We start from the raw sequence: 15,521 nt of genomic DNA, 5'->3' as shown, positions 1-15,521 counted from the left end.
CCTCCTGACGAAATTTTGTCTGTCGATTTCCATGCGACGCCCGACGCCGAGGTCCTCCCGACCGGCGAAGGTGTCCGCGCGCCCATATCGTTCATTTGGTTCAACAGGAGAGATCCATGCTTTCTATCAACCGTCGCCATGCGCTGGGACTGATGTCTGCTGCGGCCGGCACCATCATCCTGCCACGCATGTCGTTCAGCCAGGGTGCACGTCCGTCGATCACGATCGCCGTACAGAAGATCACCAACAACAACACGCTCGATGTTTGGAATGAACAGTCCAACGTCGGCGAACGCGTGTTCTTCCCTAACCTCTGGGAAGGCCTGATTAACCGTGACTGGATGGGCAATCAGGGTCCGGTTGCGGGTCTGGCCACCGAATGGAAGCGTATTGACGACAAGACGCTGGAACTGAAGCTGCGCCAGGGTGTGAAGTTCCATAACGGCGACGAGCTGACCGCCGAAGATGTTGCCTTCTCCTTCTCGAAGGAGCGCGTGTTCGGCAATACCGAACCAGTCGGCGGCAAGACCATTTTTGAAGCCGATAACAAGCCGACCACTGTCAAGGAACTGCCGGCGATCGTTCCGGGCGTTGCCCGTCGCCTGTGGCCGGCACTCACCGGCGTCGAAGTGGTGGACAAGTACACTGTCCGTTTCCACAACGCGACGCCGGACGTGACGCTTGAAGGTCGTCTTTATTCCTTCGGCAGCCAGATCACCAGCCGCCGTTCCTGGGATGAAGCCAAAAGCTATACTGACTGGGCGCGCAAGCCGATCACCACCGGCCCTTACATGGTTGGCGAATACAAGCCGGACGTCTCGCTGACGCTGGTTGCCTTCGATGAATACTGGGGTGGTCGTCCGCCGCTGCAGCAGATCCGTTTCGTCGAGGTTCCGGAAGTGGCGTCCCGCGTCAACGGCCTTCTGTCGGGCGAATATGACTTTGCCTGCGACCTGCCGCCGGATCAGATTGCCACGGTCAAGGCTGCTCCCGGCCTTGAAGTGCAGAGCTCGACGATCTGGAACCATCGCGTTTCTACTTTCAATACCCAGAACCCCATTCTGGCAAACCCGCTGGTTCGCCGCGCCATGACCCATTCGATCGATCGCCAGGCGATTGTCGAAGCACTCTGGGCCGGTCAGACCGTCGTTCCCGCCGGCCTCCAGTTCGAATCCTTCAAGACCTCGAACATGTTCGTCGAAGGCTGGGCAGCGCCGGAATACAATCCGGATCTCGCCAAGAAGCTTCTCAAGGAAGCGAACTACAAGGGTGATGCGATCCCCTATCGCCTGCTCAACAACTACTACACCAACCAGACTGCCAATGCGCAGATCATGGTCGAGATGTGGAAGCAGGTCGGTCTCAATGTCGAGATCCAGATGAAGGAAAACTGGGCGCAGATCCACGACCCGGCAGGCGTCAAGGGTGTACGTGACTGGTCGGCTTCGAACACGATCAACGACCCGATCACCCCGCTTGTCGTCCAGTTTGGCCCGAACGGTGAAGCTCAGCAGAAGAAGGACTGGAGCAACGAGGAGCTGAACAAGCTTTCCGTCGTCATGGAAACCTCCACCGATCGCGATCTTCGCAAGAAGGCCGTCACCCGCATGCTGGAAATCGCCGAACGCGAAGACCCTGCCTATCAGGTCCTGCACCAGAACGCCGTCTTCACCGGCATGAAGTCCTCGCTGAAGTGGAAGGCCGCCCCGGCTTTCGCCATGGATTTCCGCACCGGTAACTGGAACGCCTCCTAACCGTTCGATATCGCGCGCCGGCCGCCCCCAGCGGCCGGCGTCTTCTATTGCTGAAATGGAGATGAGCTCCGATGGTTTCCAACAACCTCGTGGAACTGCGCGACCTGAAGGTTGCTTTCGACGGTGTCCAGGTGCTGCACGGCATCGATCTCACGGTCCGCCGTGGCGAGGCGATAGGCCTTGTCGGCGAATCCGGTTGCGGCAAGTCGGTCACATGGCTTGCAGCACTCGGTCTGCTCCCGGGCAAGGCAACGGTTTCCGGTTCGGTGCGCGTCGACGGACAGGAGATCCTCGGCACTCCGCGCAGCGTACTCGAAAGTGTGCGAGGCAAACGGATCGCGATGATCTTTCAGGATCCATCCAGCTCGCTCAATCCCGTTCTGAAGATCGGCCGTCAGATTACCGAAGCGCTCGTCCTTCACCGTGCCTTGACCGGCCAGGCGGCAAAGGCCGAAGCCCTGCGCCTGATGGACATGGTCGGTATCCCCGATGCACGCCGGCGTTTCGATCTTTTTCCGCATGAATTTTCCGGCGGCCAGTGTCAGCGCCTGATGATCGCCATGGCGCTTGCCGGCGAACCTGACCTGCTGGTGGCTGATGAGCCGACAACGGCACTCGACGCGACTATTCAGGCGCAGATTCTTGACCTTCTGATCGAGCTTCGCGCCGAAACCGGTATGGCGACGATCTTCATCAGCCATGATCTCGGTGCCGTTTCCCAGGTCTGCGAACGCGCCTGCGTCATGTATGCCGGCCGCATCGTCGAACAGGGCACGATCGAGGCACTGTTCGACAATCCGCGCCATCCCTATACGCGTGGCCTGTTCGATGCCATTCCACGGCTTGATGGTCCGCGCGAACGGCTGATCCCCATTCCGGGCACCGTTCCCCATCCGCGGGATCTGCCGGAAGGCTGTGCCTTCTCGCCGCGATGCTCGCATGCTGCCATAGACTGTCGCAGCCGCAGGCCTGATCTCTCTCCGATGGATGATGGCCGCCTTCTTTCCTGTTTTCACCCGGTCAGCCAGTCCTCCGATCTGGCGACTGTTGCGGCAAGCCGCGTTGCGGAGGCCGTATCGTGACTTCTCATTCTGCGAATGCTCCTCTGATTGAGGCGAGAGATCTGGTCAGGACCTATGAGGTTCGCCAGGGCATGTTCGGCAAGGCGACGCCGGTGCGCGCCGTTGATGGCATCAATCTCACTGTCATGCCGGGCGAAACGCTTGGCGTGGTAGGCGAGTCCGGTTCAGGCAAGTCGACGCTCGGGCGCATGTTGCTCGGCATCGACCCGTCGCAGGGAGGTGAGACCTTCTTTGAAGGCAAACCGATGCCGAAGCTCGGCACGCCGGAATGGCGCGCGTTACGGGCCAGGATGCAGCTTGTCTATCAGGACCCGCTCGCGGCTCTCGATCGGCGGCTGACGATAGCAGAGCAGATCGGTGAGCCGCTTGCGATCCACAAGCTGGTGCCGAAGGAACATCGTGCGACCCGCGTGGCCGAACTGATGACCGCCGTAGGCCTGCGTCCCGATCAGTCGGATCGTTATCCGCATGAGCTTTCCGGCGGACAGCGCCAGCGCGTTGTCATTGCCCGCGCACTCGCATCACGCCCGAAACTTCTCGTCTGCGACGAACCGGTTTCGGCGCTGGATGTGTCGATCCAGGCGCAGGTCGTCAACATGCTGCGCGACCTGCAGGAAAAGAACGGCATCGCCATGGTGTTCATCAGCCATGACCTGAAGGTGGTGCGCAACATGGCTGACCGGGTTGCGGTCATGTATCTGGGGCGGATCGTCGAAGAAGCCTCCTCCGATGTCATTTTCTCAGCACCGCTGCATCCCTATACCAAGGCTCTGGTGTCCAGCGTGCCGGTGCCGGGCAAACCTCTCAAAGGGCGCGTGATCCTGCAGGGCGAACCGCCGAACCCGGCCAATCGTCCGTCCGGATGTGCCTTTCATCCTCGCTGTCCGCTGGCGACCGATATCTGCCGCACAAGCGTGCCTCAGCTCCGTCAGGTTGCAGATGGCCGCACTGCCGCCTGCCATCTGGTGGTCGGCGCCGATCAGCCTGCTGCTGCATAAGGAGCGCCAGAGACATGTTGCGTTTTGCCTCCATCCGTCTTCTCCGCGCGATGATTACCATTCTGGCGGTGTTGACCTTCGCCTTCGTGGTGCTGCGCATGTCCGGTGATCCGGCGCAGGTCATGCTCGGGCCTGACGTGCCGCAGGAATCCGTCGATGCCTTCCGCAAGGCCTGGGGTCTCGATCAGCCGCTGTGGATCCAGTATCTCGCCTATATCAAGGCGATCTTTACCGGCGATTTCGGCGTATCCATGCGCGACAAGGCGTCTGCCATGCAGCTAGTCATCGATCGCATTCCCGCCACCCTGCAGCTCACCATTCCGGCGCTGTTCCTCAAGGTCGTGATCGGCATTCCGGCCGGCGTCTATGCCGCGCTGCATCGTCAGAGCGCCGTCGATCGCGGCGTCATCCTGGCCGCCATCTTCGGCTTCACCATTCCGTCCTTCGTCATGGGCCTGCTTTTGGTGCTGATCTTCTCGATCACGCTCGGCCTGCTCCCCTCCGGCGGTCAGGACACCTGGCAGCACGGCATTCTCCCGACGCTGACGATGAGCATCGGTGGCATAGGCATCCTCGCCCGCTTCTCGCGCAGCGCGATGATCGAAGTGATGAGCCAGCCCTATATCCGCACGGCCTCGGCCAAGGGCATGGCATGGCAGGATGTCGTCTGGCGTCATGCGCTTCCCAATGCCGCCGTGCCGATCGTCACCATTGTCGGCTTCATGGTCGGCTCGCTGATCGCCGGTGCGGTCGTGGTGGAATCGATCTTCTCCTGGCCCGGCATCGGCCGCCTTCTGGTCGTCTCGGTCACCAACCGCGATCTTGCAGTCGTCCAGTGCATCCTCCTGATGATCGCCGCCACCATGGTCGTGTCCAACCTGATCGTCGACCTGCTCTATGGCTGGCTCGACCCGCGGCTTCGTGCCCAAAGCGCCCATTAAGGAGAGACGGACATGACCATCGTCGATACATCCCGTCAGCCGGCCTCCGAACTGTCCTTCTTCATCCGCTTCATCAAGCAGGTGCGCAAACTGCCTTTCTCCGTCGGTTTCGGGATCGCATGGCTCGTTGCCATGGTGCTCGTCGCCTTCTTCGCCGACCTGATCCGTCCCTATGGCATTACCGCCATGGATTTACGTGCGCGTCTGTCGCTGCCCGGCACCCCGGCGCATCTTCTGGGAACCGATGAGCTCGGGCGAGATGTCTTGTCCCGCCTCATCCAGTCGATCCGCGTGTCGCTCGCCATTGCCTTCGGCGCAACCATCATCTCGGCTGTCTTCGGCACGGCACTTGGTTTTGCCGCCGCAAAGTTCCGCGGTGCGGTCGAACATCTCGTTCTGGTCCTAGCCGATTTCCAGGCGGCTCTACCGTTTCTCATCATGTCGCTTGCGGTTCTGGCCTTCTTCGGTTCGTCCATGCCGCTTCTGATCGGCCTGATGGGTTTCTACGGCTGGGAGCGTTACGCCCGCATTGCCCGCGGTCTGGCGATCTCGGCAAGCGCGCAAGGATATGCCGCGGCAGTCGTGCAGCTCGGTGCGACGCCGACCCGTGTCTACATGAAGCACATCCTGCCCAACGTCGCCTCGACGCTGATCGTCTCGATGACGCTGACTTTTCCGGAAATCATCTTGATGGAAAGCGGGCTTTCCTTCCTCGGGCTCGGCGTTCAGCCGCCGGAAACCAGCCTCGGCAACATGGTGGGCTTTGGCCGCGAATATCTCACGCGTGCGCCATGGATCATGCTTGCCCCCGCCTTCGTCATCATGATGACGACCCTCTCAATCTCGCTGGTCGGCGACTGGCTGCGCGACAAGCTAGATCCGACACTTCGATAATCTCTTCCGTTTCATCCAAGGAATTTCTCATGACCAGAACCAAGATCACCGGCCACCGCGGCGCCCGTAATCTGTGGCCGGAAAACTCACTGACCGGCTTTCGCAACGTGCTGGCGCTTGGCGTTGACGCGATCGAATTCGACGTGCATCTGACTGATGCTGGCGAACTGGTCGTCATCCATGACGCGACGCTGGAGCGCACCACAGACAAGTCCGGCCTCGTACGTCATCTGACGGCGCAGTCGCGCACCGAGACGTATCTTGAGGCCACGACGGATACGGTGCCGACGCTTGCCGAAGTGCTGGCCATCCTGGTCGATGCCGGCGAGCGTCAGCTGCATGTCGAGATCAAGTCCGATGAGGCAAAGAAGCCCTATCCCGGCATCACCGAAAAGGTGGTCGCCGAGATCGAACGCTTCGGCCTCGCTCATCGCTGCCACCTGACCTCGTTCGATGTGTCGGTGCTGGAGGAATGCCGCCGCGTGGCGCCGAAGGTCGAGCGCCTCGTATCGGTCAATGCGGAATGGGCAGCCAAACAGGGCGGCCTTTCAAGCTTCATCGATAATGTCGATGGCCTCGTCGATATCGTCGCCATTCATCACGAACTGATGGCAGCCGAGTGGGACCTCATCACCTCCAAGCTGCCGCTCGATCGTCTCTGTGTCTGGACGCTGAATGAAGAGGCGCTGATACGGCCGTGGCTGGAACGCGGCATCGGTCACCTGACTTCCGACAGTCCCGATCTCGCGTTGACCCTACGCGGAAAAATCCAATCGCAATCCGAACCTGCCTGAAGAGGAAGATCAACCATGGGCAATATTATAGGCACTGGCTTCAACGCCGGCTCCGTCAACGGGGAACTGGCAAGCCTTGAAGAGGAACTGCGGGTCCTGGCTGGGATCGGCGTCGATACGGTCGAATTGGGCCTCACCAGCCTCGATCTGATTTCCGGCGGCCGCATCATCGAGGAGCGCGCCGAGCGACTGGTCGCGATCACCAAGCAGTTCGATTTCCGCTATACCGTACACGGCCTCGTTTCCTCCAATTTCATGGATCCCGACACCTGCCGGTACCAGATCGATGCCGCCAAGGCATTGGCTCAGGTCTGCGACCGGATCGGCGCGCGCATCCTCGTCCAGCACGGCGGCAATCTGCGTGCCGACCAGTTGGCGGAACGCGCTGAAGCTGACAGAAGAGAGCGTGAAGCACTGTTCGAGCTTGCCGAATTCTGCAGGCCCTATGGCGTTCGCATCGCGTTCGAGAACATCTTCACCACCGAGCTTGGCCAATATCGCCAGACACCGACGCAGGTTGCTGAAACGGTCAAGGCGGTCAATCATCCCAACCTCGTGGCACTGATCGACTTCAGCCACGCCTATCTCGAATCCACCTATCGCGGCCTGAATTTCCGCGAAGAACTGCGGGCCATGGCATCGGTAGCCGGCCATCTGCATGTCCATGACTCGTTTGGCCGCCCACAGGCTTTCTACAAGCCCTTCCATGTTCAGGAAAACACCGCGCTCGGTATCGGCGATTTGCATATGCCGCTCGGTTGGGGTGATATTGATTGGGAAGATATCTTTTCAGAACTCAGCTTCCTGCCGGGTACCGTGCTGATGATGGAAATCGGCCGCCGTTACCATGCGGAACAGCCCGAAAGCCTTGAACGTGCAAAACGGCTGATGGCTCTCAACGCCAGTCAGCCGAAGATTGCCGCTGAGTAAAACTTTGAAATGGCCTTCCTTTCGCGGATCCATGTCCGCAAAAGGCAAGGCCATTTGCAATCTCGTCGCGGCTGCGGATTGATTGCATCACGCTTTGCGCTCAGGCAGTCCTTGCCGGTTGGACACGACCGACGATCTGCACGAGATGATGAGCCAGTCGAATCCCGAAAGCGACAGCAGGAAATGTCGGATTGGCTTGTCCCGAAGTCGGGAAAACCGAGCTGCCTGCAACGAAGAGGTTATCGATGTCGAAGGCACGGCAGTCGGCATCAACGACACCCTCCCGACGGTTAGTGCCCATTCGCGTCAGTCCGATCTGATGATAACCGTCATGAGCCTGCGATATCACCATTTCTTCGAGGTCACCTTCCAGGAAACGAAGTGAACCGAGGCCCGTTGCCCTCAACCACTCGTCAAAACTATGATGTATCTTCAGCACGGATTGATAATCCTCCGGGCAGTAACTGAATTCGGTGCTTATCCCGAATTGACCATCCCGGTCGGCATCTTTGATCAAGCCAACACGGCTTTGCCTGCGCGGCGCCTGCTCTGCATGATAGGTCAGGCTGTATTCGTTATGGACGTCACGCATCTGAAGGTGCGGCAGTCCGTAAAAATATCTTTCATGCGCAACCTTGGAAATCGAAGCCAGACCGTTGATTGGATGCCGCATCAGGTACATTCCATGCGTAATGCAGTCCTGGCGGGATGCACTGCGTTTGCCCTGCAGCACTTCTCGCAGGAATACGGCGGAAGCCAACGGCTGACGCGGAGGTAGTTTGCCTACGTCTGAATTGTGTGGCCACATTACCGTGTTCAGTACGCCTAGATTTCGTTGGGTCTGTGGAGATGGCTGCAGGCGTCTGCGCGTGAAGCGACCATCCTGCTGCCGCCTGAAGAAAAACTGCTCTGCGATTGCCTCTGACTGAAACCGGATTTGAGCAATCTGGCCCGTCAGATGCCCCATGTAATAACGCCCGAGCGGCCCTTCCTTGCCGGCAAACAGATCTGGAAATTGGGCCTGCAGGTTCAGCAGGAGACGCGAATTCTCTCTGCCTCCACATGCCAGAACGAAGTGGTTCGCGCGAACCGTACCCAATTGCTTGTCGCATCGAATGGCCGCCGAGGTCGCCCTGCCCGTTGCACTATCAAAATTCAATTTGATCAGTTGGGCGTCGAGAAGAATGTGCAGAGATTTCGAGGACAGAAGAGCAGAGCGATTTGCTGTCGCAGTGTTTCGAGGAAAAGCCCAGCTTTCCATCGATTCCAGAAATGCTTCGTTTGCCAGCGGCGTATTGTGCGGGCGAGGCGCCTTCATGAGTTTCGCCGCTTCCATGTAATGCGGCTCAAGTTCGCTATGACTGATTGGCCAGCGTGCATCCTCGCCAAGATAGTCGCGATGCTCGAAATCAATGTCGTCGAGTTCGACGCATCGCCCTCCCCATCTGCTTGAAGTGCCTCCCAGGCCAAATGCCAGCGTATCGTGATCGGGTGCGTGAGGAACAGTATCATCCAATCGCACTCCTTCCCGTCTCTTGGGCGGTATTGCATTCCGTGCACCACGTTCGAGAAGGAGTGTTCGAACGCCGGCCTGGCTGAGAGTAATTGCAATACAGACACCGACAGGGCCGGCGCCGACAACGCATACATCGAACCCGCTATTCAGGACGTCGCGGCTGGACAGCATGAAGATACCCCCGTCACTGGTCAGTCATATTGTTCATGCGCCGATAGTGCGCCCAACATGACCGATATCGCCTCGTTACATGGTCGAAGGCCTGCCTTGCGGCCTTCTGATTTCGATTGACTGTCCCAGAAGAAACATCGGATCTGATTTAACAGAAGAGATGTGTCTATGTATTCATGGCAAGCAACGTAACGTGTGTTTTATTTAAGTTAAATTCTTGTTTTTATATGATATTGCAGAGTTTAAGATCGACTTATTCGAATATATGATGGATCGAAGGCGTAAGAAACGCAAGATTAATCGAGACTCTTCTTGAATTTTGTTTTATCCCGATCCAAATCGGTTTTCTGCATTCTCGCAGAGGAGCATCAATGTCAAACATGGGTGTCACCATAAGAAAAACCTGCGGATTCGCCGCGGTGCAAACATGAAAGTCCGGCCGGAGCTCTCCGCATTTCTCGCCTGTTCACTGGCCCTGGCCGGCCCCGGCAATGCCGCCGAATATTTTTGGTCAAGCAGCAGCGCTTGCATTGAAAGACAGTTGCAGGTTCAGCGCATCCGGGAGGGCCTTAGAGCGGGCCTTATAGAGCTCCGTCTTGCAGAGCTTGGGCATAGCAGCGTCAAAGGTGATAAGGATTGGACACCTCCCCAAGTCATTGAGGATACTGCTTTCAAAGGTATCGATCAGTATATCCTTAATCTGCAGATAATCTGCAGGCTTCGATATCCTGGTTGAATGCCGGGTTTGCATATGCTCCAGACGGATTGCCAGGCAGACGCTATACCGACCAGTAAATGGTAAGGAACACTCGGGCGTATCTCATGGAACAAATTGCTCGCCTGGACGTCCGATGCTGGTTAGCTTACGCTTCTCGTGCGCGAAATTTATCATGATACGGCAATATCTTCCGGGATCCTCCCCGGCTTGTTTTGAGGATTTGCACAATGGATTTCGAAAAAACCTTGCGGTCGCTCGTTGCTGTCCGTGCCTCCGTTCCGGAAAAGGCCTTCACGGCTGGCACGCTCGGCACGCGCCGGGAAGGTAGCGGCGTGGTGATCCGCGAAAACGGCTTGGTGCTTACAATCGGTTACCTGATTACAGAGGCAACGGAAGTCTGGTTGACACGTTACGACGGTCGCGTCGTGCCGGCTTATGTTACGGCCTATGATCAGGAAAGCGGTTTCGGTTTGGTTCAGGCGCTTGCGCCACTCGAACTGCCGGCGCTTCCCATCGGTGATTCAGATGAGGCATCTATCGAAGATGCTATCGTCTTTGCCGACGGTGAGGGACAATATGTGCGGGGGCATATAGTCGCAAAACAGGAATTCGCCGGTTATTGGGAATACTTGCTGGAGGAAGCGATCTTTATCACGCCTGCCCATCCGTCGTGGGGGGGAGCTGCTTTGATCGACAGTGAAGGCAAGCTCGTCGGGCTGGGATCACTGCGATTACAGATGAGCAAGGGCGGTGAGATCGCCGACATCAATATGGCGGTCCCCATCAATCTGCTGAAGCCTATACTCGATGACGTCCTGAGCCAGGGAATAATCAATAAACCGCCAAGACCCTGGCTTGGGGCATATTCGGCTGAGACCAATGGCGAAGTCGTGGTCATGAGCGTTACGGAAAACGGGCCGGCCGCCAAGGCGGGTTTGCGGAGCGGCGATGTCATTTCCGAAATCCGGGACGGCGAAGTCGATGGATTGGCGGACTTCTATCGGAAAGTTTGGGAGAGCGGCTCACCGGGCGCCGAAATTCCTATGCGCATACTTCGTGACGGACGTGAAGCCTGGCTCAGAGTGAAATCTGCAGACAGAAACGACTTCTTGATAAAGCCGTCGTTGCAATAATAGTCTAGCGTATCAGGATAGCCCTGAAATCATTGACATTTGTTCCTGTTGGTCCGGTTTCGAACAGGTCGCCGATTGCAACGAAGCCTGAATAGCTGTCGTTGCGCTCGAGCAGAGCGCGGCCGTCGGTTCCGGCATGCAGCAGGCGTTGTGCAGTCGTGCCATCAACAAAGGCGCCGGCATTATCTTCCGAACCATCGATCCCGTCCGTGTCGGCGGCAAGCGCCACGATCCCGGTGCCGCCAATTGCCAAAGCAAAAGATAGGGCGAATTCACCGTTCCGTCCGCCTCTGCCGCCTTTCGAGCGGATGGTTACGGTTGTCTCTCCACCGGAGAGCAGCACGGTCGGCTTGGCAAATGGCTGGTCTTTCAAGGCAACTTCTCGGGCGATGGCAGCATGAACGAGGGCGACATCGCGTGCCTCTCCTTCAATGGAATCCGAGAGGATATGCGCTTCGACGCCATTGCTGCGGGCGAGATCCGCTGCAGCGCGAAGCGAGACGCCGGCAGAGGCAATGATGTAGTGTTCGTTTTTCGCAAAATGTGGCTCTTGCGGCATCGGCGCGTCGGCGGCCTGCGAATTCAGATGGGCAATGATGGCCGACGGCAGGTTCATTCGATATTGTTCTATAATTGCCAGAGCCTCATGGCGCGTGCTGTCATCAGGTACGGTCGGGCCGGAGGCGACGAAGGCTGGATTGTCGCCTGGTATATCCGAGACGATCAGGCTGACGACACGTGCCTTCGTCGCTGCCGCCAACCGGCCCCCCTTGATTGTCGAGACGTGCTTGCGCACCACGTTCATGGCCGAAATGGGTGCGCCGGAGGCTAGCAGCACCTCGTTCAGGGCAATCTCGTCCTGAAGCGTCAGCCCTTCCGGAGGTGACGGAAGCAAGGCGGACCCACCACCGCAGACAAGCGCTATGACCAGATCACCTTCCGAGAGGCCTGAAATAGTCTCGATCAGCCGGCGGCTTGCCGTAAGTCCTGCCTCATCCGGTACCGGGTGGGCAGCTTCGATGATCTCGATACTCTTTGTCTCGCAGCCATAACCGTATCGCGTGACGACCAGGCCGCTGAGCGGAGGGCCATTCCAGACGGTCTCCAGCGCCGCGGCCATCTGTGCGGCTCCCTTGCCTGCACCGATCACGACTGTGCGAGCGTTCGCGGGTGGATTAGGTAGATGCTTGCGAATTCCGTTAAGAGGATCAGCGGCCTTTACAGCGGCATCGAACAGCATCTTCAGCAGTTGGCGTTCACCGATCATATCATTTCCTCGCCTTGGGCGAACTGTTCTGACCATGGTGGTCAGCACGCGTCAATCGCACTTTTCCTTGCTTTCATCGATGAAGCTGAATGTGTTTATGGGAAACAGTGAGCTCCCGGTCTGCCAAGGTAGGAAATGGGGCATCCTCTTCTCCGAGGCTCTGTCACCATGTCCCAACGAGACTGTGGCCGACAAGCGGAACTTCCTTGATCGCCCCATGCTGCCCCTCAATCGAAATGGATGACGGAATTTGTCTCGGCGATTTGCGAAACCATTTTGCAGCAATCGTAGCGAGATCTCCGATCATCGCGTGTTTGCGCCATTCGGCGAAGCGCCGGGCAGTTGCTTCAGGTTCCGACAGATAGAAGAAGTCGCCCGACTTTTCGATCTGATTGATCGAGATCGCCATATCGGACATCGGACGTTGAAACATCCTGGAGGAAACCGAGAGTTCTTTTGCGCTTTCGGAAAATGCAGGCGCCATGAAATCGATTGCCCAGCCATCCGCTTCCACCCAGCAATGAAAGTTTTCACCGGCTCCGGTTACAAAACCGTCCTCGCGGTGATCGGCAAAAAGGATGACGGTTCCGCCAAGATTATAGGCCGCCAAACCACCCTTCGGTGTCGCATCCAGCTTATAGTGCTGTTTTAGGATAAAGGCTCCGAATGTGCTGAAATACATGGAAGCTGTTGCGGGGTCAGCATTTTCATTAACAAGAAGGCTGTTGATGACCCTGTAGATTCGATGATAGTCGCTCTGCTTGATCAGCATTCCGTGGCCCTTCAAATCTGCTAATTCGGGGGCTGATAGCGTATCGCCCGACAATCGAATTCTTTTGGGAAATAAGACACTCAGGCCCTCAGGCGCCGCAGTGTTCGTTGTGTGCAGACATCATCTACGACACAGCTGACGGGAAATGTATTCGCCCAATCAGCGGAAGGTCGACGTTCTTAAGCTCACCGGGAGCTGAATATCTGAACCCGCCTTCGGAAATGATGCCGCGTTTTTGCACGCGACATCATCTATTCCGTCAAGGAAGCCGCTTACAGCGGGTTGACGTTCTCAGCCTTCGACTTGCCGGTCTTGCGATCCTGGCCCAGTTCGTAGCTGACCTTCTGGCCGTCACGCAGAGCGGCGCCGTAGGCTACTGCCGAAATATGCACGAACACGTCCGCGCCGCCATTTTCAGGCGTGATAAAGCCGAAGCCCTTGTCTTGGTTGAAAAATTTAACTGTGCCGGTCGCCATCAGAAATCCCTGTTCACTTGGGGAACTCGCCCCACCATTTTATATGGCGACGCTGAAAGCCTCGCCATACAGATACCACGCCGCAAGACGCTTAATCGTTACATATCCCGAACTGGGTGCTCAGGTAAACCGTTTGAACGCTACCTCTAGCAAAATCCGTTCAGCTTCAGGATTTTATGTGCCTCGATTGACGCTCGAAGCAGGTCTTCTGAATTGCGATTGCCCTGATTTGCATCAGGATGGTGCATCTTCAGACGTTCCTTGTAACGGGTTCTGATTTCCTCAGGCGTCGCATCCTCAGAAAGTCCGAGCACCTCGAAAGCTTTTGCTTCGAGGACCTTCAGCTTGCGCGCTTGAGTTTGTCGTTTCTCAAGCAGGCGCTGCGCCGCGGACTTGCGGGCGTTGATCGACTTGGCCGAGCCGGACCGGGCGGTGGAAGGAAGCGGAGCCTCTTTCGCCTCGGTAAAGGCCGTGCCGGATGTTACCCGGCTGCCTGCCGCAGCTTCCTTTTGGTAACGGGCAACTTCAGGCGTGGAGAGGGCCGGGGAGTAGTTATAACCCTTGTTGTATTCCTTCACATGCTCGATACAGAAGGACAGATACAACCCATCCGCCGCGCCGCCGACAGGCGCGCGATGCGGAGCGACCTTGTCGCAACCATCCCACTGACACTTGGGGCCAACGGGTTCAGCAGGCTTGGCAGCCCGCTTCTTAGTGGACTTCAGGCTTACGAAAATTTTTGAATCAGACGTCATGGCCCGTATATGACGACAACAGGTCGGCATGGCAAGAATGGTCTACCATGCCGACGCCATTGATCCGTGATCAACAGCTCGAGTGTTGCGAATGTGTTCGGATATGGTCAGCCCGCAGGGGTCGGCTCGCCGATCGAGAGCATCAGCCTGTTTGCCCAGTTGAAGAACGCGGCGCCATGAACGACGTCGGAAATTTCTTCGTCTGACAATCCGGCTTCACGCAGACGCTTTGCGTGATCTGCAGTGAAGCTGGGCGGCGTGGTGCTGAGCGCAACGGAGGCCGAGATGATTGCGTTCCAGCGTTCGCCAAGATCGGCACCCACTCCTTCGTCCAGCAGCTTCTGCACATCCGCTTCACGCTTTGAATATTGCGAGGCAAAGCGCGAATGAACCGAGGCGCAGAGAATGCAGCCATTCAGCCTTGATGCGGCAGTGGCTGCAAGTTCGCGTTCCGCACGCGGCAGGCCGTCCTTGGTGTTGTAGAAGATATCGTTGTCTGTCTTGGTGCGGGCTTCGAGAATATCCGGATCGCGGACCAGAAGCGCGAAATAGGCAGACTTGGCGCGCGCCTTGTCGACCAGCGCCTCGTAATGGCGATCGGTGAGTTCGCTCTCTGCCAGCGGCTGAAGCCAGGCGGTCCAGCCGATCTTGTCCTGGGTGAAGGCGACCGGCGGGTTTTCGACGGTGGGTTCGATAACGGTATCAGACATGGAAGGTTCTCCGTTAGGCCGCAGCCAGGACCCGAAGGCCGGCGACGACGCGGATCTGGAAGGCGAGGAAGGAGACGAGCTGGGATAGTGTGACCACGCCCGTCGTGCTCCATCCGGCTGAAAGCAGTTTTTGCAGTTCCGCGGGGCTGGCGTCGCGAGGGTGGTATGTCAGCAAATAGGCGTGTTCGAGCGCTGCGGAGAGCCGATCCCCGAGGATGGCGCGATCGGTGGGGCCGATATCAAGAGCCGGCCCATCGGTGTTTTCCGCGCTCAAAGGCCCTTCGGGATACTGACCATAAGGGCCTTTCGCCGCATTGAGCTCGGCCAGAGCCTTCACGGTCGCGAGAATGACCGTACCGTTTTCGAGCCCTGCCAGTTTTGTCCCGTAGAATTCCTTGATGCTTTTGTCGCCATGCAGGACTGCAACAAAGACTGCGACGGCAAAACGCTCGACAAGAGATGCCTGGCTTTCATCTACGGGTTCGAAAAGAGCCGTCCAGCTTTTCTGTGCGTGCTCCTTGGTGATCGGGCGCCGGCTACGCAGCGCGTCGGCAGGTGCGCCCGGCGTGATCCCGACGAGGTGGTCGATAACGTCGATCGTATCGGTCAT

Annotated in this window: 15 protein-coding genes and 1 pseudogene; 8 read left to right on the top strand and 8 right to left on the bottom strand. The window is 57.8% G+C overall.

The features are described 5' to 3' along the window. Window positions 1-116: 116 nt before the first annotated feature. From GGE33_RS16715 to GGE33_RS16685, 7 genes are all read left to right on the top strand, one after another. A complete protein-coding gene (locus tag GGE33_RS16715) occupies window positions 117-1,754 on the top strand; it encodes an ABC transporter substrate-binding protein (protein WP_183825247.1) in 1,638 nt (545 codons plus the stop codon). Between the two features lie 71 nt (window positions 1,755-1,825). After that, a complete protein-coding gene (locus GGE33_RS16710; protein WP_183825244.1) occupies window positions 1,826-2,836 on the top strand; it encodes an ABC transporter ATP-binding protein in 1,011 nt (336 codons plus the stop codon). 71 nt (window positions 2,837-2,907) lie between these two features. Further along, a complete protein-coding gene (locus tag GGE33_RS16705) occupies window positions 2,908-3,834 on the top strand; it encodes an ABC transporter ATP-binding protein (protein WP_183825660.1) in 927 nt (308 codons plus the stop codon). A 14-nt stretch (window positions 3,835-3,848) separates the two neighbouring features. Continuing rightward, on the top strand, window positions 3,849-4,775 hold the full coding sequence (locus GGE33_RS16700) for an ABC transporter permease (protein WP_148144552.1): 927 nt from the start codon (window positions 3,849-3,851) through the stop codon (window positions 4,773-4,775). A gap of 12 nt (window positions 4,776-4,787) precedes the next feature. Next, window positions 4,788-5,669 carry an ABC transporter permease gene (locus tag GGE33_RS16695; protein WP_183825241.1) on the top strand — a complete coding sequence of 294 codons (882 nt, stop codon included), beginning with the start codon at window positions 4,788-4,790 and terminating at the stop codon, window positions 5,667-5,669. Window positions 5,670-5,698: 29 nt separating this feature from the next. Beyond that, on the top strand, window positions 5,699-6,463 hold the full coding sequence (locus tag GGE33_RS16690; protein ID WP_183825238.1) for a glycerophosphodiester phosphodiesterase family protein: 765 nt from the start codon (window positions 5,699-5,701) through the stop codon (window positions 6,461-6,463). Window positions 6,464-6,478: 15 nt separating this feature from the next. Beyond that, window positions 6,479-7,393 (top strand): TIM barrel protein, encoded by a 915-nt coding sequence (locus tag GGE33_RS16685; RefSeq protein ID WP_183825235.1) that lies wholly within the window; start codon window positions 6,479-6,481, stop codon window positions 7,391-7,393. A 100-nt stretch (window positions 7,394-7,493) separates the two neighbouring features. On the opposite strand, the gene GGE33_RS16680 is transcribed toward GGE33_RS16685, so the two are convergent. Both GGE33_RS16680 and GGE33_RS28020 read right to left on the bottom strand, forming a co-directional pair. Next, the gene (locus GGE33_RS16680; protein WP_246436160.1) at window positions 7,494-8,909 is read right to left on the bottom strand and encodes a GMC oxidoreductase; all 1,416 of its coding nucleotides are present in this window, start codon (window positions 8,907-8,909) and stop codon (window positions 7,494-7,496) included. A gap of 33 nt (window positions 8,910-8,942) precedes the next feature. After that, a pseudogene (locus GGE33_RS28020) lies at window positions 8,943-9,080 on the bottom strand (FAD-dependent oxidoreductase); the annotation flags it as partial. Window positions 9,081-10,025: 945 nt separating this feature from the next. Between GGE33_RS28020 and GGE33_RS16675 the strand changes: the two are divergent. Then, window positions 10,026-10,931: a S1C family serine protease gene (locus GGE33_RS16675; RefSeq protein WP_183825229.1), complete on the top strand. Its 906-nt coding sequence runs from the start codon at window positions 10,026-10,028 to the stop codon at window positions 10,929-10,931. Window positions 10,932-10,935: 4 nt separating this feature from the next. Here GGE33_RS16675 and GGE33_RS16670 read toward each other — a convergent pair whose 3' ends face one another. The 6 genes from GGE33_RS16670 to GGE33_RS16645 form a co-directional block, all read right to left on the bottom strand. Then, the gene (locus GGE33_RS16670; protein WP_183825226.1) at window positions 10,936-12,198 is read right to left on the bottom strand and encodes a glycerate kinase type-2 family protein; all 1,263 of its coding nucleotides are present in this window, start codon (window positions 12,196-12,198) and stop codon (window positions 10,936-10,938) included. 163 nt (window positions 12,199-12,361) lie between these two features. Then, window positions 12,362-12,970, bottom strand: a complete 609-nt coding sequence (locus GGE33_RS16665; RefSeq protein WP_183825223.1) for a DUF2026 family protein — start codon at window positions 12,968-12,970, stop codon at window positions 12,362-12,364. 272 nt (window positions 12,971-13,242) lie between these two features. After that, window positions 13,243-13,446: a cold-shock protein gene (locus GGE33_RS16660; protein ID WP_112456227.1), complete on the bottom strand. Its 204-nt coding sequence runs from the start codon at window positions 13,444-13,446 to the stop codon at window positions 13,243-13,245. 146 nt (window positions 13,447-13,592) lie between these two features. Beyond that, window positions 13,593-14,201, bottom strand: a complete 609-nt coding sequence (locus GGE33_RS16655; protein ID WP_183825220.1) for a J domain-containing protein — start codon at window positions 14,199-14,201, stop codon at window positions 13,593-13,595. Window positions 14,202-14,308: 107 nt separating this feature from the next. Next, window positions 14,309-14,911, bottom strand: a complete 603-nt coding sequence (locus GGE33_RS16650; RefSeq protein WP_183825217.1) for an alkylhydroperoxidase domain protein — start codon at window positions 14,909-14,911, stop codon at window positions 14,309-14,311. 13 nt (window positions 14,912-14,924) lie between these two features. Beyond that, window positions 14,925-15,521, bottom strand: a complete 597-nt coding sequence (locus GGE33_RS16645; RefSeq protein WP_183825214.1) for a CMD domain protein — start codon at window positions 15,519-15,521, stop codon at window positions 14,925-14,927.

This window comes from Aliirhizobium cellulosilyticum (assembly GCF_014198105.1).
Classification (GTDB): Bacteria; Pseudomonadota; Alphaproteobacteria; order Rhizobiales; family Rhizobiaceae; genus Neorhizobium; species Neorhizobium cellulosilyticum.
The sequence above is the reverse complement of the archived record's forward strand: the minus strand, read 5'-3'. Positions and strand labels throughout refer to the sequence as shown.